Annotated in this window: 21 protein-coding genes; 6 read left to right on the top strand and 15 right to left on the bottom strand. The window is 70.7% G+C overall.

Going from position 1 to position 21,863, the window contains the following annotated elements:
* Positions 1–487: 487 nt before the first annotated feature.
* The 3 genes from NE234_RS30275 to NE234_RS30265 all read right to left on the bottom strand — a co-directional run bounded on the left by NE234_RS30275 (position 488) and on the right by NE234_RS30265 (position 3,593).
* A complete protein-coding gene (locus tag NE234_RS30275; RefSeq protein WP_252784170.1) occupies positions 488–745 on the bottom strand; it encodes a hypothetical protein in 258 nt (85 codons plus the stop codon).
* Positions 746–946: 201 nt separating this feature from the next.
* Complete coding sequence (locus NE234_RS30270) at positions 947–2,914, bottom strand: sensor histidine kinase (protein WP_252784168.1); 1,968 nt, start codon at positions 2,912–2,914, stop codon at positions 947–949.
* Positions 2,904–3,593 (bottom strand): response regulator transcription factor, encoded by a 690-nt coding sequence (locus NE234_RS30265; protein ID WP_252784166.1) that lies wholly within the window; start codon positions 3,591–3,593, stop codon positions 2,904–2,906. Before NE234_RS30265 ends, NE234_RS30270 begins: the two co-directional genes overlap by 11 nt.
* A gap of 93 nt (positions 3,594–3,686) precedes the next feature.
* Here NE234_RS30265 and NE234_RS30260 point away from each other — a divergent pair, with 93 nt between their 5' ends.
* Positions 3,687–4,439: a L,D-transpeptidase gene (locus NE234_RS30260; RefSeq protein ID WP_252784165.1), complete on the top strand. Its 753-nt coding sequence runs from the start codon at positions 3,687–3,689 to the stop codon at positions 4,437–4,439.
* Positions 4,440–5,122: 683 nt separating this feature from the next.
* Positions 5,123–5,713 (top strand): TetR/AcrR family transcriptional regulator, encoded by a 591-nt coding sequence (locus NE234_RS30255; protein WP_252784163.1) that lies wholly within the window; start codon positions 5,123–5,125, stop codon positions 5,711–5,713.
* A gap of 42 nt (positions 5,714–5,755) precedes the next feature.
* On the opposite strand, the gene NE234_RS30250 is transcribed toward NE234_RS30255, so the two are convergent.
* The 7 genes from NE234_RS30250 to NE234_RS30220 all read right to left on the bottom strand — a co-directional run bounded on the left by NE234_RS30250 (position 5,756) and on the right by NE234_RS30220 (position 12,717).
* The gene (locus NE234_RS30250) at positions 5,756–7,915 is read right to left on the bottom strand and encodes a WD40 repeat domain-containing serine/threonine protein kinase (protein ID WP_252784161.1); all 2,160 of its coding nucleotides are present in this window, start codon (positions 7,913–7,915) and stop codon (positions 5,756–5,758) included.
* A gap of 137 nt (positions 7,916–8,052) precedes the next feature.
* Entirely contained in the window at positions 8,053–8,424 is a 372-nt protein-coding gene (locus tag NE234_RS30245; RefSeq protein WP_252784160.1) for an OsmC family protein, read from the bottom strand.
* A gap of 285 nt (positions 8,425–8,709) precedes the next feature.
* Positions 8,710–9,447 carry an SDR family NAD(P)-dependent oxidoreductase gene (locus NE234_RS30240; protein ID WP_252784159.1) on the bottom strand — a complete coding sequence of 246 codons (738 nt, stop codon included), beginning with the start codon at positions 9,445–9,447 and terminating at the stop codon, positions 8,710–8,712.
* 214 nt (positions 9,448–9,661) lie between these two features.
* Entirely contained in the window at positions 9,662–10,003 is a 342-nt protein-coding gene (locus NE234_RS30235) for a hypothetical protein (protein ID WP_252784158.1), read from the bottom strand.
* Positions 10,004–10,214: 211 nt separating this feature from the next.
* Positions 10,215–10,553, bottom strand: coding sequence for an SDR family oxidoreductase (locus NE234_RS30230; RefSeq protein ID WP_308206946.1), 339 nt, complete (start codon positions 10,551–10,553; stop codon positions 10,215–10,217).
* Positions 10,550–11,593 carry a pentapeptide repeat-containing protein gene (locus tag NE234_RS30225; protein WP_252784157.1) on the bottom strand — a complete coding sequence of 348 codons (1,044 nt, stop codon included), beginning with the start codon at positions 11,591–11,593 and terminating at the stop codon, positions 10,550–10,552. Before NE234_RS30225 ends, NE234_RS30230 begins: the two co-directional genes overlap by 4 nt.
* A 191-nt stretch (positions 11,594–11,784) precedes the next feature.
* Positions 11,785–12,717 (bottom strand): aldo/keto reductase, encoded by a 933-nt coding sequence (locus NE234_RS30220; RefSeq protein WP_252784155.1) that lies wholly within the window; start codon positions 12,715–12,717, stop codon positions 11,785–11,787.
* An 80-nt stretch (positions 12,718–12,797) separates the two neighbouring features.
* Here NE234_RS30220 and NE234_RS30215 point away from each other — a divergent pair, with 80 nt between their 5' ends.
* Positions 12,798–13,460, top strand: a complete 663-nt coding sequence (locus NE234_RS30215) for a TetR/AcrR family transcriptional regulator (protein ID WP_252784153.1) — start codon at positions 12,798–12,800, stop codon at positions 13,458–13,460.
* An 11-nt stretch (positions 13,461–13,471) separates the two neighbouring features.
* Here the strand turns inward: NE234_RS30215 and NE234_RS30210 are convergent, their stop codons facing one another.
* Together NE234_RS30210 and NE234_RS30205 are read right to left on the bottom strand one after the other, a co-directional pair.
* A complete protein-coding gene (locus NE234_RS30210; protein WP_252784151.1) occupies positions 13,472–14,677 on the bottom strand; it encodes a cytochrome P450 in 1,206 nt (401 codons plus the stop codon).
* 107 nt (positions 14,678–14,784) lie between these two features.
* The gene (locus tag NE234_RS30205) at positions 14,785–15,012 is read right to left on the bottom strand and encodes a helix-turn-helix domain-containing protein (RefSeq protein WP_252784149.1); all 228 of its coding nucleotides are present in this window, start codon (positions 15,010–15,012) and stop codon (positions 14,785–14,787) included.
* Here NE234_RS30205 and NE234_RS30200 point away from each other — a divergent pair.
* Complete coding sequence (locus NE234_RS30200; protein ID WP_252784148.1) at positions 14,999–15,451, top strand: HD domain-containing protein; 453 nt, start codon at positions 14,999–15,001, stop codon at positions 15,449–15,451. The genes NE234_RS30205 and NE234_RS30200 overlap by 14 nt on opposite strands.
* A 151-nt stretch (positions 15,452–15,602) precedes the next feature.
* The gene (locus tag NE234_RS30195; RefSeq protein WP_252784146.1) at positions 15,603–16,523 is read left to right on the top strand and encodes an NADP-dependent oxidoreductase; all 921 of its coding nucleotides are present in this window, start codon (positions 15,603–15,605) and stop codon (positions 16,521–16,523) included.
* On the opposite strand, the gene NE234_RS30190 is transcribed toward NE234_RS30195, so the two are convergent.
* Positions 16,457–18,829, bottom strand: coding sequence for a WD40/YVTN/BNR-like repeat-containing protein (locus tag NE234_RS30190; RefSeq protein ID WP_252784144.1), 2,373 nt, complete (start codon positions 18,827–18,829; stop codon positions 16,457–16,459). The genes NE234_RS30195 and NE234_RS30190 overlap by 67 nt on opposite strands.
* A gap of 334 nt (positions 18,830–19,163) precedes the next feature.
* The gene (locus tag NE234_RS30185) at positions 19,164–19,751 is read right to left on the bottom strand and encodes a TetR family transcriptional regulator (protein ID WP_252784143.1); all 588 of its coding nucleotides are present in this window, start codon (positions 19,749–19,751) and stop codon (positions 19,164–19,166) included.
* Between the two features lie 185 nt (positions 19,752–19,936).
* Here NE234_RS30185 and NE234_RS30180 point away from each other — a divergent pair, with 185 nt between their 5' ends.
* Positions 19,937–20,866: an aldo/keto reductase gene (locus NE234_RS30180; RefSeq protein ID WP_252784142.1), complete on the top strand. Its 930-nt coding sequence runs from the start codon at positions 19,937–19,939 to the stop codon at positions 20,864–20,866.
* A gap of 34 nt (positions 20,867–20,900) precedes the next feature.
* On the opposite strand, the gene NE234_RS30175 is transcribed toward NE234_RS30180, so the two are convergent.
* Positions 20,901–21,857 (bottom strand): DUF1152 domain-containing protein, encoded by a 957-nt coding sequence (locus NE234_RS30175; RefSeq protein ID WP_252784141.1) that lies wholly within the window; start codon positions 21,855–21,857, stop codon positions 20,901–20,903.
* Between the last annotated feature and the right edge of the window lie 6 nt (positions 21,858–21,863).

The following is a 21,863-nucleotide window of genomic DNA, read 5'->3' as shown; positions in this document are numbered from 1 at the left end:
AGACAGCTACCGCCTCAAAGACCGCGACCTCGGCCGCGTCCCCGCGGCCAAGACCAACGACTGAAGATCAACAAACGGGTCCATTTTCGCCCGCCGCAGACGGGTCCGTTTTCAGCCGTCGTTGACAACGCGAACCTCGGCGCGGCCACTGACGTCCGGCAGCAACGGTGACAGCAACAGTAGCCACCACCAGCTGCCGCTGGCACACGTCAGCCACCATCCGACCTCGCCGCGAGCAGGGGTGATGTCACTCCTGAAAAGCGGAAGGTCGGCGGTTCGACCCCGCCCCTGCCCACTTACCCCCTTCGTGCTCGTCGATCTTCGATCGACTTCGCCGGGGGCTTTGTGTTCTCCCAGGGGGACGACCCCTGGAACCCCCGATGCGGGGGCTCCGCCCCCGCACCCCCTCGCCGCTTCGAGCAGTCGGACGGCGTCGGTCGGCCACGCGAGAAGGCAACGGTTTCCCGGGTTCGCCTCGACACGGTCTCTAATGAGGGTTGCCACTCCAGCACGGGATCTCAAGCGTGCCGTCGAGTGCCTTGGTGAGCCGGCCGGCGAGGGTCATCTGCTGCGGGAAGAGAGCGTGCTCCAGGCAGCAGCCGGTCGGGCCCCACGCCCACATCGGCCCGGCCAGGTCACGACAGTCGATCAGCGACCAGATCGCACATCCCCAGTCGCGCAGCCAGACCAACCCCGCCGGAGGCCGGGATTCCGGAGCTAGGCTGAAGGCCTGGTAGACATCCACGATGTCCGCCCAGTTGCCGATCCACGGGCCACCACGTTCGATGGCCGTACTGGCTCCACTACGAAGGGATACGGCAGGGACATGGTCCATGGCCCGGCCTGCCTAGCGTAGGGTCCGCCTACGCCACCATGGTTGATCGGGCGAAGCGGTCGGCGACCGTCGCGCGGGCTGCCTCCGCGGTGGCCGGCGGCGCCGCCGAGATCAGGCGACCTTCGTCCTCCCCGGCAGCCGGAGCGTGAACGTCGCGCCACGTCCCGGCTCGCTGCGCGCGGTGGCGGACCCGCCATGCGCCTCGGCGAGGTGCCGGACGATGGCAAGCCCCAGGCCACTCCCGCCGGTCTGCCGGTTGCGCGACTTCTCGGCCCGCCAGAACCGGTCGAAGACGTACGGCAGATGCTCGGGTGCGATCCCCGGCCCGGTGTCGGCCACCTCGATCAGCACGTCGCCGCCGTCGGCGTACGCGCGCAGCGTCACCCGTCCGCCGGCCGGTGTGTAGCGGACCGCGTTGGAGAGCAGATTGCCGACCGCCTGCCGCAGGCGTACCGGGTCGGCGTGCAGCGGCAGCGTCCCTCGTACCTCGGTGGTCAGCGTCAGCCCGGCGGCCGCTGCCGCGGCGCGGTGGACGGTGGCGATCTGCTCGACCAGGTCGGCGGCGTCGGCCGGCTCCGGGTGCACCCGCAGCTGGCCCGCGTCGGCGAGCGCGAGTTGCTGCAGGTCGTCGATGATGTGCCGCAGCAGTGCGGCCTCCTCGACCAGCGAAGCGGTCAGCGCAGGGTCCAGCTCGGCGACGCCGTCCTGCGCGGCCTCTAGCCAGCCGAGGATATTGCTCAGCGGCGTGCGCAGCTCGTGCGACACGTCGCTGACCATGGCCTTGCGCTGCCGTTCCATGCGGTCGAGGTGCTCGGACATCTCGTTGAAGGCGGCGCCCAGCTCACCGACCTCACCCTTGGCACGCACCATGACCCGCGCCGAGCCGTCGCCGGCGCGCATCCGCCGGGCCGCTGCGGTCACCGCCCGCACCGGCCGTACCAGCCGGGTGGCGACGATCACGCTGACGGCCACCGCCAGCGCCAGGATCACCGCGGTGACCCCTGCGATGCCGTAGGGGTCGATACCCGGCGTTCGATCCTCCGGCGAACCGATGTAGAGCAGCGCGGCCGGCGCGACGTACGGCCTCAGCTGGGTACGACGCGCCCTGGCCAGGCACTCTGCGGCCGAAGCGGGTGCGGCCGGCTTGCCGGTCTCGTCCAGCCGTACGTCGACCCGACGGTGCTTACACTGCGCGACCAGAACGCTGAGTTGGTTGAGTGCGCGCATCTCGGTAGCGGTCAGCGCGGGCGCACCCCGGGCGCACGTCGGTATGCCGGTCGGCACGGGCGAAGGCCGGGGCCCGGTCGGCACGGGCGATGCCTGGGGCCCGTTTCCCCGGGGCCCGTTCGGCACTGGGGTGCGCTGGGGCCTGTTCGGCACTGGGGTGCCCTGGGGCCTGTTCGGCACCGGGGTTCCCTGGGGCCCGTTCGGCACCGGGGTTCCCTGGGGCCCGTTCGGCACGGGCGTTCCCCGGAACATGGCCGGCGCGACGACGGAGGGTCGCAGGCGTCCGGTGCCCGGGGTCCGGGTGCTCGAGCCATCCTCGCGGATATAGGGACGGCCGCTGGGCCCGACGACGACCGTGCCGGGCGGCAGGTCCGCCCTACGCCGACAGGCCACCTGCGCGTCGACCTCCTTGCGCAGCCGCACACGATCAGACTCCGGCAGCTGGAACGGACCGACCGCGCGCGGGTCGATCCGGTCGGTGGCCGCGCCGGGCACCAGCGACACGTCGACGGCGAGCGGGTCGACGACGGCCGAGGCGCGCGCGGGCAGCGGCGGCCGGCCGGCAGCCGAGTCAGCGATCCGGGTGCCGCCCTCGGTGACCAGCGCGATTCGCCGGTCGCTCTTGCGACCCAGGTCGCGCACGGTCTGCTCGACGCCGTCCCACCTCGGGTGGCTCGCCGCGTAGCCGAGCAGCGCGTCGTTGATGCGGGCGTCGCTGGCCAGCGTCTGGCCCTGCTGGTGCCGGATCTGACCGGATGTGCTGCGCGCCGCCAGCCACGCGGTCGCCACGATCGAGCAGACCGCGATCAACACCGTACTGGCGACCAGCCGTACGAGCAGGCTATGGCGCACGGTCGTCGACCAGCTTGTATCCGACGCCGTACACGGTCCGTAGGCGGACCGGCCGCCGCGGCTGCCGCTCGATCTTCTTGCGCAGGTTCTTCACGTGCGCGTCGACCGTACGCTCGGTGATGAAGCGGTCGAAGCCGTGCAGGTACTCCAATAGCTGCGCCCGGGTGAACACCCGCTCCGGCCGTGCGGCCAGCGCCTCCAGAATGCGGAACTCTGCGGGCGTGCATTCGACCTCGCGCCCGTCCGCCAAGACGGTGTGCCGCTCGGGGTCCACCGTGATGCCGCCCACCCGGTACACCTGCTCGCCGCTCCCCCGGCGGGTGCGCCGTAGCAGCGTACGGACCCGGGCCATCAGCTCGCGGGGGCTGTACGGCTTGGTGACGTAGTCGTCGGCGCCGAGGTCGAGACCGATCAGCAGGTCGTCCTCTGTAGATCGGGCGGTCAGCATCAGCACCGGCACTTCGGACTCGGCGCGTAGCACGCGGCACACGTCCAGCCCGTCCACGCCCGGCATCATCACGTCCAGCAGCACGAGGTCGGGGCGGCGCATCCGAGCCTCGTCGATCGCGGCCCGCCCGTCGTGGACGGCGATCACGGTGTGGCCCTCTCGCTGGAGATAGCGGCACAGCAGATCCGCCTGTTTCACATCGTCCTCCGCGACCAGGACATTCGCGCACATAGTCGCCGAGCGTAGGGCACCCACGACCGGCACCACGAGATCATCACAGCGGCCACACAGGTTCTTCACATTCCTCGGCCAGCATCTCGCGACATGCGCCACCTCAAGACCTACACCGGCGCCCTGCTCATCGCCGGCCTGATCGTCGGATCGGCCGGCTGCGGCTCGGCGGGCAACCGCAGATCAGGGGATGATCCGCCCACGGCGGAGGGCCGGGCGGCCGCCGAGGCTCGGCAATCCCGGCAGCAGGGTGACGCGGAAATTGCGACCGTGCGCGGCCGCCAGATCGCCGTGCACAGGCAGAAGGGCGACGCTGCGATCTGGAAGACGCTGTCGAGCCCCAACGAGATGGGCGCCACCCGGGTCTTCCTCGTCGATGGCAAGGACGGCGACTGGCTCAAGGTCCTGCTGCCGATCCGGCCCAACGGCAGCACCGGCTGGGTCAAGGCATCCGACGTCACGCTGTCGTCGACGACCCGCCGCGTGGAGATCGACGCGAAGGCGTTCACGTTCACCGTCTTCGACGGCGACAAGGTACTGCGCACCGGAAAGGTCGCCACGGGCGAGGGCGGCACCCCCACCCCGGCCGGCCGCTTCTACTTCACCGAACTGGTCAAACCGCCGAACCCGAACACCGGCTATGGGGCGTACGCCTTCGGGCTGAGCGGCTTCTCGCCCACGCTGAAGAAGTTCGCCGGCGGCCCCGGACAGCTCGCCATCCACGGGACCAACCAGGCGTCGGCGCTGGGCGGCAAGGCCAGCCACGGCTGCGTGCGAGTCAGCAACGACGACATCACGTGGATGGCCACCAACCTGACGATCGGCACCCCTGTCGTCGTCAAGTAATGAAACAACCATGGGAAGGACCATCGATGCGCCTGAAGTCCCTCATCACGGCCGTCGCGCTGGGCATCGGCCTGGCCAGTACCGGGCTGGCCGCCGCGGAGGCCGCCACCCCGCCGAAACACCCGGGGCACGGTAGTACGCCCCGACCGGTGGGAACGCCCCGACCGGTGGGAGCGCCCCGACCGGTGGGAACGCCCCAGCCGGGGGGAGCGCCCCGACCGGTGGGAACGCCCCGACCGGTGGGAGCGCCACTCCACAGAACCCCGAACTACACCGGCTGACCTCTGAAGCGCAGGCCCGCACATCTCCCGTCGTGCGGGCCTGCCGCATGCGCGGCGGACCCGGTAGGCCGCCAGCACCGCGACCGCCGACATCCCCGCCAGCCGCGCGCCCGGCCCGGCTGCTCGACATGAAGCGGGACCGCTGACGAGAAGGGCAAGCCCATGCTCGGCTCCGCCCAGGTACGCGATGCCGCTTTCGCCGAGCGTGTGGTCGCTGAGACCCGTGCCCTGCTCGCCCAGGTCCCGGGCACCACCCACTAGCACCAGCCGAGGACCACGCCGGAGTAAGCGTCTCGTCACCGATCATCGCCGCGCGCAGACCGGTGACGAGGAGAGCGGCCCCGCACCCCCAGCCGCCAAGTGTCGAACAGCTGACTGGTCACTCTTTTATAGAGTGAGGCCATGGCCAGACCACGCAGTGAGGACCGCCGCAACGCGATCCTGTCGGCGGCGACCCGAGTGATCGCCGCCCAGGGCCTCGGGGCCCCGACAGCAGCGATCGCCAAGGAGGCGGGCGTCTCCAACGGCTCGCTGTTCGTCTACTTCGACACCAAGGCAGCGCTGCTGAACGAGCTCTACGTGGTCCTGAAGTCCGAGATGGCAACGACAGCGCTCGCCGGGCTCCCCGTCGAGGCCGCTCCCCGCGACCAGGTCCACCAGATGTGGACGCAATGGGTGCGCTGGGCCACGACAGCCCCGGACAAGCGACGCGCGCTCGCCCAACTCCAGATGTCGGACGACATCACCGAGCAGAGCCATCAGACGGTGAGCGCCGCCTTCCGCGGCATCGCCGACCTCCTGGAACGCAGCCGCGCCAACGGACCGATGCAGGACGCGCCCCTCGGCTTCCTGCTGACCTTGACGGACGCCATGGCCAACGCGGCCATCGACACCATGATCCGCGAGCCCGACCAAGCCGAGTCCCACAGTCGCGTCGCATTCGAGGCCGTCTGGCGGGTGATCGCCGGCAGCTCCATGCCTGCCATCGCGTGAGTCATGACCGCCTCACTGCGGCCGGCGAGTCGGAGTGATGCGTCACAGCCGCCACAAGTGGATGCGGCCGTCCGAACCACCACCGGCCAGCATCGTGCCGTCCGGACCGAACGCCACCGAGAAGCCGGTCGTCGAGCCGAACGTGTGGACCTCCTTGGCGGTTCGCGCGTCCCAGACCGTGACGGTCGGGCCGTTCTCCTCGTCGCAGGCGGCCAGGTAACGGCCGTCGGGGCTGAACGCGACCTTGCCACTCGTGCCGCCGGCGAAGCGTACGGCGGGCTTGTGCGTGGCGACGTCCCAGGTCGCGACGTCGACCTTGGCGCCGGCACCGGCCACGGTCTTCCCGTCCGGGCTGAACACCACCGAGTCGACGTCTCGGTGGGTGTTGATCGGGCTTTCCAGTCTGCGGCCGGGGACGTCCCAGAGGCGGATGTGGTCGCCGTCGCCGTACGCCAGCGTCCGGCCGTCCGGGCTGAACGCGAGCTCGAAGATGAAATGGTTCATGGTCGGGGTGGTGGCGGTGTCCCGTCGGGCGGCGATGTCCCAGAGCCGCACCCGGCCCTTGATCGCCGCGTCGTCGCCGAACCAGAAGACACCGACGGCGAGGGTCGTGCCGTCCGGGCTGAACGTCGCGGACGTGGCGCTCTCGCCTCCCGGGTTGGTGAGGGTGGCGATGACCCGCCTGGAGGCGACGTCCCAGAGCTGGATGCTGCCGTTGTCGTCATCGGTGGCCAGCGTTCTCCCGTCCGGGCTGAACGCCACGACGTGCCGGGACTTCTGGGGGTCGCCGCTGCCTCGGGACAGCACGGCGGTCTGCCGTCCCGTGGCGGTGTCCCACAGTCGGACGGCGTCGCTGTTGTCGGCGCTGGCGAGTGTCCTGCCGTCCGGGCTGAACGCCACGCCCCAGACCCCGGCCGAGTCGGTGTCGAGCACGCGGTCGGCCGGGACGACGGTCGGGATGGCGGTCGAGTGGTGCGTGGGCACGGAGGCGCCACCCGTCCCGACCCGTACCGCGACACCGACGGCGGCGAGCACGACGACGGTGCCCACGACGATGGCCATGACCCGCCCACGCGGGAGGCGACCTCCGATCCCGTTCAGGACCTCGGTGCCCGCCCGGACCGTGCCACCGTACGAGCCCGGCGGTACCGAATACGGCGCGAACTCGGGACGCTCCGGGGACAGGTCACCGGGTGAGCCGGGTGCGGGAGGCACCGGAACCAGGCCATCACCCGGCCCGGGCCGGGGACCGGCCGGAGGTCGACCACCGTACGGACCGGGCGCGGGCTCAGGGGGTGGGCCGGGTGCCCGAAGCGTGGCGTCGGAGCCCGCCGAAGACCGGCCACCGTACGGACCGGACGCGGGCCTGGGAGGAGTGACGGGCGGTGGCGCGGCCTGCGGGACGAGGAGGGCGCGGACGGAGTCCGGAGTGGGCCGAGCGTCGGGATCCTTGGTGAGGAGGCCGGTGAGGACGTCCGTCAGGGGGCCCGCGCGGGTCGGCGGCGGTGGGTCTTCGGTGGCGATGGCGACGAAGACCGCGCCGTGTGTCGGACCCTGGAACGGGGGGCGGCCCTCGACCGCGGCGTACAGGGTGGCGCCGAGCGCCCACAGGTCCGACCGCGGCGTGGCGGCGTGGCCGCGTACCTGTTCCGGTGACATGTACGCCGGGGTGCCGAGCTGGACGCCGGACCTCGTCAGCGTGGCGTCGCCCTCCAGCACGGCGATGCCGAAGTCGGTGAGGACCGCTCGGTCGCCGTCCAGCAGCACGTTCGCCGGCTTGACGTCGCGGTGCACGATGCCGGCGGCGTGCGCGGCGGCCAGCGCGTCCAGCATCTGACGGCCGATGTCCGCGACCCGCCGTACGGGCAGCGGACCGTCCGTACGCAGCACCTGGTCCAGCGACCGCCCCGGGACCAGCTCCATCACCAGCCACGGGCGGCCGTCATCGATCACCCGGTCGTGCAGGGCCACGATGCCGGGGTGGTGCAGGCGGGCGGCGGCGCGCGCCTCGCGGGCGGCCCTTGCGTACCACTCGCGTCGGTCGGCGTCATCGATCTCGTCGGGCAGCCGCAGCTCCTTGACGGCGACCTCACGATCGAGCTCGGCGTCATACGCGCGCCACACCCGGCCCATGCCGCCACGCCCGATGAGCCCGAGGATCCGGTAGCGGCCGGCAAGGATTTCCCCGGGTTGACCGTGCATTGAACGAACATAGCGAAGCGGACATTGCGCGTCAGCCGGCACGGCTGAAGCAACGGCGGCCACCACCGGCTACCGCCGACACACGTCGACGCCCCTCTGGCCGCGTCGCGAGCAGGGGTGATGGGATCACGCGCCGGTCAAGCCGGTTCGAAGACCAACGGCTTGCTCAGCGTAGATCGCACCGGCGAGCAGGCGATGTGCTCAATGAGCATGGGCCGATGAGCCTCAAGCTCCGGGGCGAGAAGAAGTTCGTACCGGAACCGCGTCGTCGACTCCTCGCGTTCCAGGTGCACCCGCACACCGACTTCGGCGTCGGTGACGCCGAGATCGGCCAGCGCCATCCGCGCCGAGATGGTCATGCACGTGGCGAGGGCAGCCTCCAGCAGTTCATGCGGTCGCATCCCCGCCGAACCACCTATGCCGGCTTTGAGCGTATCGGCGATGCTCTCGTGGTCGCCCGCCTGGAATCTGACCTGCCAGGGAGTCGGAAGCGCCGCAGCCTCGACCATTGCCTTACCTCCTCTACCGGAGACCGACTCGCAGGATCGTAACGTTCGGACCACATCGTGAGAGAGAACGTCCCATATCGCGGGACGCACATCGGAGGGCGAGGCGAACGCCGCCTGCTGCGGCACTGGATCGAGCCGGCCCTGAGAACAGACGAAGGCTCCGGCCATCACGACCGGAGCGCTCCTCTATGTGCCGACTCGTCAGGACGGCGACGGCCAGCCGATCACTGAGTCCCTGCCTGCGCCTCGCTCTGGGATGGGAGCCTCGACCATCCGCGTGGCCCCTTATTCGGATACGCGGAGGATGTCGGGCTGCTCGGGGCCGTGCGGGATGTCGAAGGTGTCCTCGCCGGTGCGCAGCAGCCGCAGCACCACGCCGGCCGCGTACTCCGGCCGGTGCACCACCATCCCCGGCCTGGGTGGCACGCCGTCCTTGAAGATGCCGTTGCCGAACTCGGTCGCGGTCACCGAGGGAAGCAGCAGCGACACCGCGATTCCGTCCGCGGCGAGTTCTTCTCGCAACACCGAGCTGATCATGTTCACCGCCGACTTGGTCGCCGCGTACGCCCCCACGCCGGTCGCGACGCGGCGGGTGGTGCCCGAGCTGACGTTCACGATCCGCCCGAAGCCCTGCTCCCGCATGGCCGGCAGCACCGCCTGGGTGACGGCGACCAGGCTTGCCACGTTGAGGTCGAGGATCTTGCGGTACTCGGCGACATCGATGTCGGCGATCGGTCCCGAGATGCTGGCGCCGGCGTTGTTCACCAAGCCGTCGATCCGCCCGTGCCGGTCCAGTGCGGCCGCGACCAGGTCGCGCACCTGCGCGGCATCGGTCACGTCGGTGGGCACCGCCAGAGCCCCTTCGAGTTCCTCGCTCAACGCGGCCAGCCGGTCGGCCCGGCGCGCGGCCAGTACCGGATGCGCCCCGGCGGCGTGCAGCAGCCGCGCGGTGGCCTCGCCGATCCCGGACGACGCGCCCGTGACGATCACCGTCCGGCCGGTCAGGTCAATCAGATCCGTCATGGTTCAACGTGTATCAGACGCGCTGCCAGACGATCACGGTGCAGCCGCCGATCGGGCGCACGGTGAAGTCCGGTAAGGAAGAGGGATACCTGCTAACAAAATGGGTCCACCCGTACCGTTCTCAGGGAGCCAATATGGTGACCATGAGGCTTCGAATACGCGACAGAAAAAGGAACGTGGCGGCGGGAGTTCGCGGAGCGCCGCCACGTTATTCTCAGTTGAAGTGGATTTCCTGGAACACCACTCCGGCCGGGCCGAAGTACAGTTCCTGGTAGTTCCCGAAGCGCACGTGCTTACCGTCACTCGCCCGGACGAGGTAGCCGCTGTTGTTCCCGGCCCGGATGAGGTCGACGGCGAATCCCATACCGTACGTGACGTCGTGTCCCTCAAGGCACTCGCTCAGCGGCGCGCCGCCGTTGGTGCTCGAGGCGTGCAGAACGAAGAATGTGTCGGGGGTGCACTCGACGTCCGCGTGCGCCGGGGACGCGAGCATCCCCGCCGAGAAGGCGGCGACACCCGCTGCGGTCATTCCGGCCGCGATCACTCGCTTGAGCATTTGGGCTCCTTCCAAAGCCTCCGTAGCCTTCAGGTAGTAAGACGTGGGCATACACAAAATGGTTTACTCCGCATGATCGCTGTTTTCCACGCGGCGGCCAAAGGGCGGCATCCGGTCGGCGCATTCGCGGCGGCCGGCGCCTCATGGTCCCCCGACGGACACCACGCCGAGAGTCCGGCCGCCGGGTCGCCTCGCTGCTCACCTCGCGGTTTCAGCCGGGCAGCAGACTGCGCTTCCCTCCGTGGACGCCCACCACGGTCCCGTTCACGTAGCCGCTGCGGTCCTCGACCAGGAACAGCACGACGTCCGCGATCTCCTCCGGGTCGCCGATCCGGCCGCGCGCGGTCACCTGGTCCATCGCATCGCCGACGGCGGCCGGCAGCGGCTCCGTCCCCTGGGTGCGCACCGGCCCGGCCGCGACCCCGTTGACCCGGATGCCGGCACCGCCGAACTCGGTGGCCCAAAGGCGGGTCAGCGTCTCCAGCGCCGCCTTCGACGCGGCGTAGGCGCCCCCACCGGCGCCGGCGGCCGCCCCGGCTCGCGGGGCTATGCGGGAGGCAGCAGGAGCCCCGCGGGCGGGTCCGTGGCGATGTCCTTACCGAGGCCGCCCCGGCGACCGGAGAACGTCGCGTCGCTGAAGTCGACGGTGCCGCCGGAGAACTTGGCGCCGGTGAAGACGACGGTGGTGCCGGAGAACTCCGCGTCGGTGAAGTGAAGGGTGCCGCCGGACAGTGTCGCGTCGGTGAAGTCGAGAGTGCCGCCGGAGAACGTCGCGTCGTTGAAGTGGGCGGTGGTGCCGGAGAACTCCGCACCGTTGAAGCCGAGGGTGCCGCCGGAGAGCGCCGCGCCGGTGAAATGGACGGAGCCGGCGGAGAACTCCGCGCCGGCGAAGTCGAGGGCGCCGCCGGAGCACGTCACGCCGGTGAAGTCGAGGGAGGCGCCGGAGAAGACCGCGTTGATGAAGTAGTTGGTGGCACCGGAGAACGTCGCGTCGCCGAAGTGGACGGTGCCGCCGGAGAACACCGCGGAGACGAAGTGGACGGGGCCGCCCGAGAAGGTCGCGCCCGTGAAGTCGAGGGAGGCGCCGGAGAACCTGGCGCCGGTGAAGTCGACGGTGGCTCCCGAAAGCACCGCGCCGGTGAAGTCGAGGGTGCCGCCGGAGAACACGGCGTCGCGGAAGTCGACGGTGCCGCTGGCGAACTCCGCACCGCTGAAGTCGCCTCCGTCGAAGCGGGCACCGGTGAAGTTGAAGTCATGGCCTCGCCAGGAGACCCGGGCGTCGTCGCGAAGGTGCGCGGTGATGATCGAGATGACGGTGTGGTGCACCTCCTGGCTGCCGCCGAACGCCAGCTGTTCGGCGGCCGGAGGGCCGGCCTCCGGGGGAGGTTCGTACGGCGTCCGCAGGTAGGCGCACAGCTCGTCGATGCAGGTCTGCCGACCCTCCTCCCAATCGTCGGCCAGGCCGGCCAGCGCGTACACCCCGGCCAGCCGCACCCCGGTCTCGGCGTGTCCAAGCCGCCTCGTCGCCCTGGCGAACCGTCTGTCGAACGCCCGCACCCGGTCATCCTCTCCGCGCTGCTGCTCCGACATTTTCCCGTCTTCGGCGCGACACCGTTTGCGGGAGTTCATCACCGACGAACTCCAGCGCGTCCAGAATGCCCTGCACCGACAGGGGTGTACATGCCTTCAGGCGCGGAGGGAGATAGCGCGCGTGGAGGACGACGAGGGCGGCTCGGCCGTACGGAGCAGGGCCACCGGCAGGAGACCCCACGCCTGGGCCGCTAAGCGGGTGTGCGGGAGGGGATGGCGTCGAGCGCGGCGAGGGTGGCAGCGTCGATGGTGAGCGCACCGGCTGCGATGTTCTCTTCGAGGTGTTCCTGACTGGCGGTGCCGGGGATCAGCAGGACGTTCGCCGCGCGGTGGAGCAACCAGGCGAGGCCGACCTGGGCCGGGGTGCAGCGGAGGGATTCAGCGGCGGCGAGAACGGCCGGCTCGTCCGTCACCTTCGGGGAGCCGGGCAGTTCGCCGCCGAGCGGGAAGTAGGGAACCCATGCGATGCCCGCCTCGGCGCACAGTCGCAGCATGTCCTCGTCGCCGCGGGAGACGAGGCTGTAGGCGTTCTGCACGCAGGCGATGCCGGCCGGGAGCGCGCGGCGCAGCTCATCCAGGGTCACGGTGCTCAGCCCGATCGCGCCGATCTTGCCTTCCTCGCGCAATGCGATCATCGCCGCGAGCTGGTCGTCAAGGTTCACGACCTGGTCCGCCCCGACGGGAATGGGGGGATCGGCGCCGGGGCGGCGCAGGTTGACGACCGGGATCTGGTCGAGGCCGAGGCCGACGAGGTTGGCATCGACGCCGGCGGCGAGCTCTTCCGGCCGCTGCGCGAGACGCAACGGGTGGGGACCGCCCGGGTCGGGGTCGGCACCGACCTTGCTGACGACCGTGACGCCGTCACCGGGACCGATCGCCTCGCGGATGAGCTCGTTGACGAAGCCGTCGCCGTAGAAGTGGGCGGTGTCCAGGTGATCGACGCCGAGTTCCACGGCGCGGCGCAGGAGCGCGATGGCCGCGTCGGGGTCGTGCCGCAGGTGCCGTAGCTGCATCGCGCCGTAGCCGACGCGTGCGACGGTGCGTCCGGCCATCAGCCCGGGGCCGCCGGGGCGTGCGCGGCCTTCGCGCGCCGGCTCTGGCGGTGAATCGCTGGGTGATGTCATGGGATCCTGCTCTCGTGAATGACGGACTAAACGGAGGTCCTCCGTTTAGTCCACCGTAGCGTTAACGGAGGATCTCCGCTTTGAGTCAGCCTGAACCCGCGCCCGCCGGTCAACGGCCCGGCGCGGCAGGGCGGCCGGCCCGCGCTGACGCACGGCGCAACCGCGAGAAACTCATCACGGCCGCACGGGCCGCGTTCGCCGCCGCTCCCGGCGGCCAGGTCGCGCTGGAGGCCATCGCCTCCCAGGCCGGGGTCGGCACCGGCACTCTCTACCGGCACTTTCCCACGCGCGAGGCGCTCATCGAAGCGGTCCACGCGGCCGAGCTCGATGACGTCACGGCGAGCGCCTCCGTGCTGCTCGGCCGGTTCCCCCCCGACGTCGCGCTGAGAGCATGGATGGACCGCTACGCCACGTTCTGGGAGACCAAGCACGCCATGCTCGGCACGCTGCGAGCGGGCTCCGCGCCAGGGCGCATCTCGCCCTCCACCCGAGAGCGCGTCATCACCGCGATCACGCCGATCCTCGCATGCGGCGCCGAAGCGGGCCTGTTGCGCGCGGACGTCCGTCCCGACGACGTCGCGGGCCTGCTGCTCGGCGTTTTCCTCTCCACCGCCGCCAGCGGCACTCCCGAGGAGGCCGGCCGGCTACTCGATCTCGTTGTCGACGCGCTCCGCCCGCAGGACGCCGGCACCACGGAGGATCGCGCCTCCCAGGAGGCGCCGGCGGACCGCCTTAGCCCCTGACAGGACCCCGCCTACGCCTGCCGTTGCCGCTCGACCGGGTAGACGAGGGGAAGGCCGGCGACGCCGACCAGGCCGGCCGGCCAGAGGGCCGCTGGGCGTACTCCCTCGGCGAGTTCGTAGGTGGGGATGCGGCGGTGCCATTCCTCCAGGACCGTCTTCATCTCCAGCCGCGCGAGATGAGCCCCGAGGCAGAAGTGGGGCCCGATGCCGAAGGCCAGATGGGGCTGGCGGCGGTGGAAGTCGATCGTGTCGGGCTCGGGATGCTCCGCGGGGTCTCGGTCGGCGACCGCGACGGCGACATGGACGGCGGAACCCGCGGTGACCCGGTGGCCGTCCAGCCGCACGTCCTCGACGGCCACGCGCGGGAGGGTGAGGATCGGGCCGTCGACGCGCAGGAGCTCTTCGATCGCGTCGGGGATGATGCCCGGGTCGTCGACGAGCTGCCGCCGTAAGTCCGGCCGGGTGGCCAGGATCGCGAAGGCGTTCGCCAGGGCGTCGGTCACGGTGTCGAGCCCCGCGAGGACGAATTGGAAGCACATGCCGAGGAGCTCATGCTCGGTGAGACGGTCGTCACCGGTGTCGGCGAGGAGGACGGCCAGCAGGTCGGTGCCGCCGCTCTCCGCGCGGCGCGCCGCGATGTGCTCGACCAGATAGCCGAAGAGCTCGCGGGCGGCCGTGGCGGCGGCCTCGGAGGGGGCCTCGGCCCCGAACTCGGGAGCCGAGCTGAGGATGGCGTCCTTCCAGGCGATCAGGCGATCGCGGTCGGCGAGCGGCAGCCCGAACATCGTCAGGAACACCTGCGCCGGCAGGGGCACGGCGATGCTCGAGACGAAGTCGCAGCGGCCCGCGTCGGCGACGTCGCCGACCAGCCGGACGGCGAGCGCTCTGATCTCGGGCTCCATCGCCCTGATCCGGCGCGGGCTGAAGTGGGGCTGGAGCAGGCGCCGGTAGCGGGTGTGCTCGGGCGGATCGAACGCGATCGGCAGCATCGGCACCGGGCTGCCCGCGCTCTCGTAGGCCCGCTTGGAGGAGAAGAGCTCCGGATGCCGCAGGACGTACTCGGCCGTGTTCCGTGAGATGGCCGCGACCCCGGTGGTGACCCTGGTGACCGGTCCACGCTCGCGAATCCGGGCGTAGGCGGTGTCCCGGTCCTCACTGACCGGGAGCCCTTCGATCGAAAGGGGCTGCTGGACGCCGGATTCGCCATGGTCGGTCATCGGGACGGTCCTCACTGTCGCCGGAGCCCCCCGGGTCAGGCAAACCCTAACAAGCAACCGATTGGCTGAGAAGTGCGCTCTGATGGCCGTGACGTCGGCTCGTCGGCCTAACCCTCGTTGGCGCGGCGGGCCGTGCGGAACCGGCGTTGGTAGGCGGCGGGACTGATCGACAGCTTCCTGACGAAGACCCGCCGCATGCTCTCGTAACTGGGGAAGCCGGCGAGGGCCGCGGCCTGCGTCGCGGTATGTCCTCGGTCGAGCAGGGCCCTCGCCATGTCGAATCGAATGCTCTCCACGTAGCGGGCCGGTGTCGTGGCGGCCATGTTCCATGACACCGGCCTCCTGACCCCCTTCTCCGACGTCGAGCAGCGCTTCGAGGTGGACGGCGCCGACCACGCGCGCAGGTTCCTCGTGGACCGGGGTTTCTCGACGGCCGCCGCCGACACCGTCTGGACGGCGATCGCGCTGCACACCACGCCGGGCATCCCGAGCCGGATGGCCCCGGAGATCGCGACCACGCACCTCGGCGTCCTGACCGACGCGATCGGCTTCGGCTTGGACGGACTGGATCGCGATCAGCTGGGCGAGATCCTCGCCGTCCACCCACGGGGGGACTTCAAGAACGCGTTCCTGCGAGTCTTCGTCGAGGGGCTCAAGAACCGCCCCGAAACCACGAACGGCACCGTGAACTCCGACATCCTCGAGCACTTCATCCCCGGTTTCCAGCGCACGACGACGGTCGAGCGCATCGCCGGCTCACCGTGGCCGAGCTGACCGGAGCGCCAACGAGGCCACGCGTGAACGGGCGATCCGCGCCCTCCACGGCCGGGAGCCCACCGCGCCCTCCGTGGCCGGGAACCCCCGCCCCACGCGGGCCTCGGGCCAACCCCCCCTATACCGACCAACGACCGGAAAGGATTCGGGCATGCGAGCGATCACCGTACGAGATCGTGACGCGGGTGTCGGCGGCCTCTCCCTGACCGACATGCCGTACCCCCATGCTGCGGAGAACGACGTCATCGTGCGCGTGCACGCCGCGGGCTTCACCCCCGGAGAGCTCGACTGGCCGACGACGTGGTCCGACCGCGCCGGCCGCGACCGGACACCCAGCATCCCCGGGCACGAGCTGTCCGGAGTCGTTGTCGAGCTCGGTTACGGAACGACCGGCCTCACCGTGGGCCAGCGAGTGTTCGGACCGACCGACTGGGCCCGCGACGGATCCCTGGCCGAATACACCGCGGTGGAGGCCCGCAACCTCGCTTCCCTCGCGGCCGACATCGACCACACCGTGGCCGCCGCGCTGCCCATTTCCGGGCTGACCGCATGGCAGGGACTGTTCGACCACGCCCGCCTCACGACCGGCCAGACCGTCCTCATTCACGGCGCCGCGGGCGGTGTCGGCTCGATCGCCGTCCAACTCGCGCGAGAGGCGGGCGCCCGCGTGATCGGCACCGGCCGGGCCGACGACCGTGAGGTCGCGCTCGGCCTCGGTGCGCACGCCTTCCTCGACCTGGACGCCGACGATCTGCGGCACGTCGGCGAGGTGGACGTGGTGTTCGACGGACCGGACGGCTCAAGCCCATCGTCGGCGCCGTACGGCCGCTTTGCGAAGCGGCGTCCGCGTTCGCCCGCCACCGCCGCACGCCCGGAAAGACGATCATTCAGGTCGCGGCCGAACAAGGCTCACAGCCCTCGTGATCGGTGGGCGAGTCGCCGGCACGCGCCGGTCAGGGCCCCGTACGGGCGGGGACGGGCGCCGGGCCCGTCCCCGCGCGACGGTCAGCTGTTCGGCACCGGGATCTTCCACACGCTACGGCCGAAGGTCGCCGCGTACAGCGTGCGGTGATCCCCGGTGATCCTGATGTCGAACACCGGGGTGTCGGGCAGGCCGCCGCCGAGCCGCTTCCAGTTCTTCTTGTCGTTCTTGTCGTAGAAGACGCCGTAGTCGGTCGCCGCGTACAGCTGCCGGCTCACCTGGTCGTAGGTGAGCATCTCGACGGGTGCGTTCGGCAGCTTGCCGCTGATGTTCCGCCAGCTGTCGCCGCCGTTCGTGGTCTCCCACACGTTCGCCGCGGTGTCGCCCTCCCGGTAGCCGGAGTAGGCGACGTACACGTGGTCGGCGTCGGCGGGGTCGACGACGATCGCGTTGACCCACCGGACCGGCAGGCCCTTGCCGGTGAACTCGGTCCAGTGCGCACCGAGGTCGGTCGTCTTCCACAGCCGGCCGGTGTCGGTGCCGACGTAGATCGTGTTGCCGTCCGTCTTCGCCGGCGCGATCGAGGTGATCGTGGCGTACTCGTTGGAGTAGAACGGCCCCTGGTCGTCCTCGTCCGGCGGCACCGGGCCGGTCAGGTAGTCACCGGGCGGGCTGATCTGGGTGAACGTCGCACCGCGGTCGGTCGAGCGGTCCAGGACGTTGCCGCCGAAGTAGAGCACCGACGGGTCGCTCGGGTCGAGCACGATCGGGGCGTCGGTCGTGATGCGCGCGGAGTGCCGCTGCCCGAACCGGAAACTACGCGACTTTCCATCGCCGTCCTCGTGCCGCGTGCACACGCCGACCTGTGAGCACTCGTAGTAGATGTTGTGATCGCTCGGGTCGATCAGAACTTCGTGACCGTCGCCGCCGCCGTAGGCGTTCCACTGCGACAGGTCCGACGCCCCGGCGGTGTTGGTCCAGGTACGGACGCTGCCGTTGTCCTGCAGGCCGGAGGCGAGCCGGTTCGGGTCGTCCGCCGCCACCGCGAGGTGGTACGACTGGTTCCACGGCGCGTACGTCGCGTGGACCCAGGAGCCGCTCGCCCCGTTGTCGTCCGAACGGTAGATCCCGCCGTCGTTGCCGAGGTAGATCCGGCCGGTCGCCTTCGGGTCCCACTGCATCGCGTGCTGGTCGGAGTGCACGCCGTTCGAGTCGGACCACGTAGCGCCGCCGTCCTTGGACTCGCGCAGGTTGACGTCCGCACTGAACAGGTGGTTCTCGTCCTTCGGGTCCACCCACAGGCGCCCGAACCACCACTGGTAGCCGCCGGAGGATCCCGGCCGGCCGCCGGGCTTGAAGGTGTCGCCGCCGTCGGTCGAGACGTAGAAGCCCTTGTCCGGACCGTACGGGGTGCCGCTGACCACGTACACGCGCCGCGGGTCGCCGGGGGCGATCGCGACACCGATCCGGCCGAGGCTCGCGTCGCTCTTCAGACCGGTGCCCGTGGTGTCGGCCGGATGGGTTCCGACGACGTTCTCCAGCCGCTTCCAGTGGTCGCCGCCGTCGTCGGAGCGGAAGAGGCCGGAGCCGACGCCGCCGTACACCCGCGCGCCGTTGTTGCGCTTGTGGTCCCACAACACGGCGTAGACGCGCTTGCCGTTGGTCGGGTCGAGCGCCAGGTCGATGCCGCCCGTCGTGTTGTTCGGCGTCTTGAGCACCAGTCGCCAGCTCTTGCCGTCGGCGCCGAGCCGGTAGATGCCGCGCTGACCGGCCGTGCCGGACAGGTTGCCGGCGGCCGCGACGAAGACGCGCTTCGGATCGGCCGGATCGACGACGATCTTCCCGATCGCGCCGCTGTCGGTGAGGCCCCACTGCTTCCAGTGCGCGCCGCCGTCGGTCGACCGGTAGACGCCGTCGCCGAAGAACGTCAGGCCTCCGCCGGACGGGTTCGCCTCACCGGTGCCGGCCCACAGGGTGCCGTCGGAGCCGAGCGCGATGGCGCCCATCGTCTGCGTCTGGTCGACCGGCCAGGCGGGGGTGAACGTCTTGCCGGCGTCCGTGCTCTTCCACACGCCACCGCCCGACACCGCCACGTAGAACGTGTCGGGGTGGTTCGGGTCCACGACGAGGTCGGTGACCCGGCCCCCGACGTTGGTGGGGCCGACCGGCGCCCAGGCCCCGCCGCCCTGCTTCAGCGCCCTGGCCTGCGTACGGGCCTGCTTGATCTGCGCCGGCTTGACGTCCTTGCCGGAGGTGAACTTCCGCGTGAGGTACTCGGCCGGGGCCGTCGGACCGCCGTCCTCCTCTTCCCCTTCCTCTCCCTCCTCGCCTTCTTCCCTTCCGGCGTCGGCATCGTCGTGCACGCGCTCGGCGGCCTCGCTCCGGTCGTTGCCGCTCGCGTGGTTCCCCGCGGTGAGCCCGTGCAGGAAGAGGGCGGCGATCGCGAGGGCGAGCACGCCCGAGAGAAGGAGTCTCAGTGTCGTCCAGGGGTGTCGCGGTCCAGGAACGAGGGGTTCAGGGGATGGGTCCGGTGCGCTGTGTCGGGTCTCGTCGGGTTCGTCGGCCGTCATTGCGCCTCCTGGCGGGGGTGGCGTGGTTCAGTTCCCCGGCCGATGGTAAAGATCACAGAGGCGTTCGTCACCGGACAAATATTGAGATCCGGCATCAATCTTGGACAAAGACCGCTATGCGACGCGATGTCCGGCGGATCGTTCAGCGACGGCGAGCGTGGAGCAGGGCGTATCTACGCGGCTCTGCTCCGCATCGGGCGGCCCCGTGAAGGGGTGGCCGTCACCGTGCCCGGATGCCGTCGAGGATGAGCGAGATGACGCTCTCGGACTCGGCTTCGACCTCCGGGGAGGCCCAGTCCGCGGCGTGCGCCGGATCGTGGAAGCGGCTGGTCGCGTGGAAGATGGCCTGCGCGGCCACCTCGGGGTCACCGGCCGCGAAGTCGCCGCCGGCGATGCCGTCGGCGACGATCCCGCGAATCTGCGCGAGCAAGAAGGCGACATGGGCCGAGGACACGGCGCTGTGCTCCGCCGCCAGCACCCGGAACGTCGCGAACAGCTCGGGATCATCCTTCGCCTTCGCCCACTTCATGGCGAACATGGTGGTGAGCAGGCCGCGGAGCCGGTCGAGGGGGGTCAGGTCGCGATCCTGAGCGGTCGCGGTGAGAGTCTCCTGCACCCGGTCGAGCCAGCGCCGTATCACGGCCTCGCGCAGCGCCGCCTTGGACGGGAAGTGCCGGTACACGCTCCCGTGGCTCACGCCCAGCAGCCGCGCGACGTCGAGCACCGTGGTCTTCTCCGGACCGTGCCGGCGCAGCACCTCCTCGGTGGCCGACACGATCGTCTCCGCGTCGAGCGGCTCCCCGCGCATCAGATCTCCCCCGTCGAGCCGGTACGAGGCCGCCGCTTCATGGCTGTCGCGCCCCGTGCCTCCACAGCGGAGAACGTAGGTCAACGAACTGACGGACGTCAAAGCCTGTCAGTCCGTCTGCCGTCACTCCGTGAGCCGGATGACAAACATTGATATCTGTCATCCTTAGCTCATAGGGTGAGGCCATGGAGACATCAGACAGGGGCGCTCACCGAGACGCCGTCACCACCGCCACCGCTTCGTTCGCCGGCCGCACCGTGTTCCGGGTCGGCTACGGCGCGGCCCAGCTCGACCGCCTGCGCGACCGCCGCGGCGAGGCCGTCGCGCTGTTGCGCCGTGCGGTCGAGCTGGGCGTCAATCACGTGGACACCGCCGAGTTCTACGGTTTCGGCTTCGCCAACGCCGTGATCCGTGAGGCTCTGCGCCCCGAGGACGGCGTTCTGGTCGTCACCAAGGTCGGCGCCGACCCCGACCCGGGCGGGCGCCTGCCGCTGCGGATCGCGCAGCGGCCCGAGCAGCTGCGGGCCAGTGTCGAGGACAATCTGCGCAGCCTCGGCGTCGACCGGCTTCCGGTGGTCAACCTCCGGCGCCTCGACACGGGGCCCGGGCTGCGTCCCGAGGGCGACCAGGTGGTCGACCTCGACGACCAGCTCGCGGTCATGACCGCCCTGCGCGACGAGGGCAAGATCGGTGCGATCGGCCTGAGCAGCGTCACCCTCGACGGCCTGCGCCGCGCCCTGCCGGCCGGCGTCGTCTGCGTGCAGAACGCGTACAGCCTCGTCTCCCGCGCCGACGAGGAGCTGCTGCGGCTGTGCGCCGCCGAAGGCATCGCGTGGGTGCCGTTCTTCCCGCTCGGCGGGGCCTTTCCGGGCCTGCCCAAGGTCACCGAGGAATCGGCCGTCCACGCCGTCGCCGAGTCGCTGGGCGCGACGCCCTCCCAGGTCGGCCTCGCCTGGCTGTTGCACCACGCCCCGAACGTGCTGCTCATACCCGGCACCGCCGACCCCGCCCACCTGGAGGCCAACATGGCGGTCGGCGCGCTCACCCTCGACGACGCCGCCCTCGCCGTCCTGGACGCCGTCGAGTCCCGCTCCAACGACGTCCCGATCGGTTAGCCGGAGACGGGACCGCGGCCGGCGCAGCCACCCGTCAGTGCGGAATGCTCCGCCGCTCACGCCGCCGCACGCCTCGGCGGAACCACTCGATGACCGCACGCACCTCGTACTGGGTGTCCGTGTCAGCGAGCCGGTCGAGGTAGAGGAGCCGACGCGCCAGCCCGGCGAGGTCGACGGTGAAGTACATCGCCATGAGCGGGTTGACGAACAGCTCGCTCCCCCGCGTGCGATCGGTGAACCGCACGTCACCGAACTCACCGCGGACCGCCGCGGCGATCTGGCCGTTGACGATGCTGGGCCTCATCGGTGTGTGCCGCTGCGCGTGCGCGACCGCGTCCACGTACAGCAGCGCCTCCCGGCTGGCGCTCGGAATCGTCAACGCGCCCAGGTACGCACCGTCCCGGTCCAGAGCCGCCAGGTTCTCCAGTACGTGGGCGTGGCACACGCCGTGGTAGGCGTCGACGCCGAAGCCCACGCACGCCACCAGCCGTACGGGCACGTCCACACCGGCGACCGCCGCGAGACTCGTCATGTCCTCCTCCGGCGTGCCGACGCCGGCCTCGTCCCCGCGCATCAGGATGTCGGTGCCACCGTCGACCAGCACGATCGCGTCGATGCCCAGCCGTCGTACCAGGTTCCGGTAAGCGTCCCGGAGCGGGCGGACACCCGTCCGGGGAAAGGCGTAGACCGTCGCGTCCATGCTCTGCGCAGCCAGCCAGCGCGCCAGCGTCCGCTCCGGGAAGTACCCGTCATGTCCCCTCGTCGCAGGCGTGATCGCGGCCAGGTTCGGCTCGTACCAGGCATCCGCGTCGATCAGATCGAGCGCGCTGAAAGACAGGTTCGCCAGGTGCACGGACTTGCCGAGACCCGTCAACGCGAACGCCAGCGGGAGCCCCGCATAGACGTCGAAGCCACCGCCCGCGCCGGCCACCAGAATCCGTCCGGCATCCTTCAGGGCGGCGAAGAGCGGGGGCTCGTGCAGCGAGGTCATGGTGCA

The organism is Actinoallomurus rhizosphaericola, from assembly GCF_024055675.1.
Taxonomy (GTDB): domain Bacteria; phylum Actinomycetota; class Actinomycetes; order Streptosporangiales; family Streptosporangiaceae; genus Actinoallomurus; species Actinoallomurus soli.
Note: the sequence above shows the minus strand (reverse complement) of the source record. Positions and strands in the feature narration are given on the sequence as shown.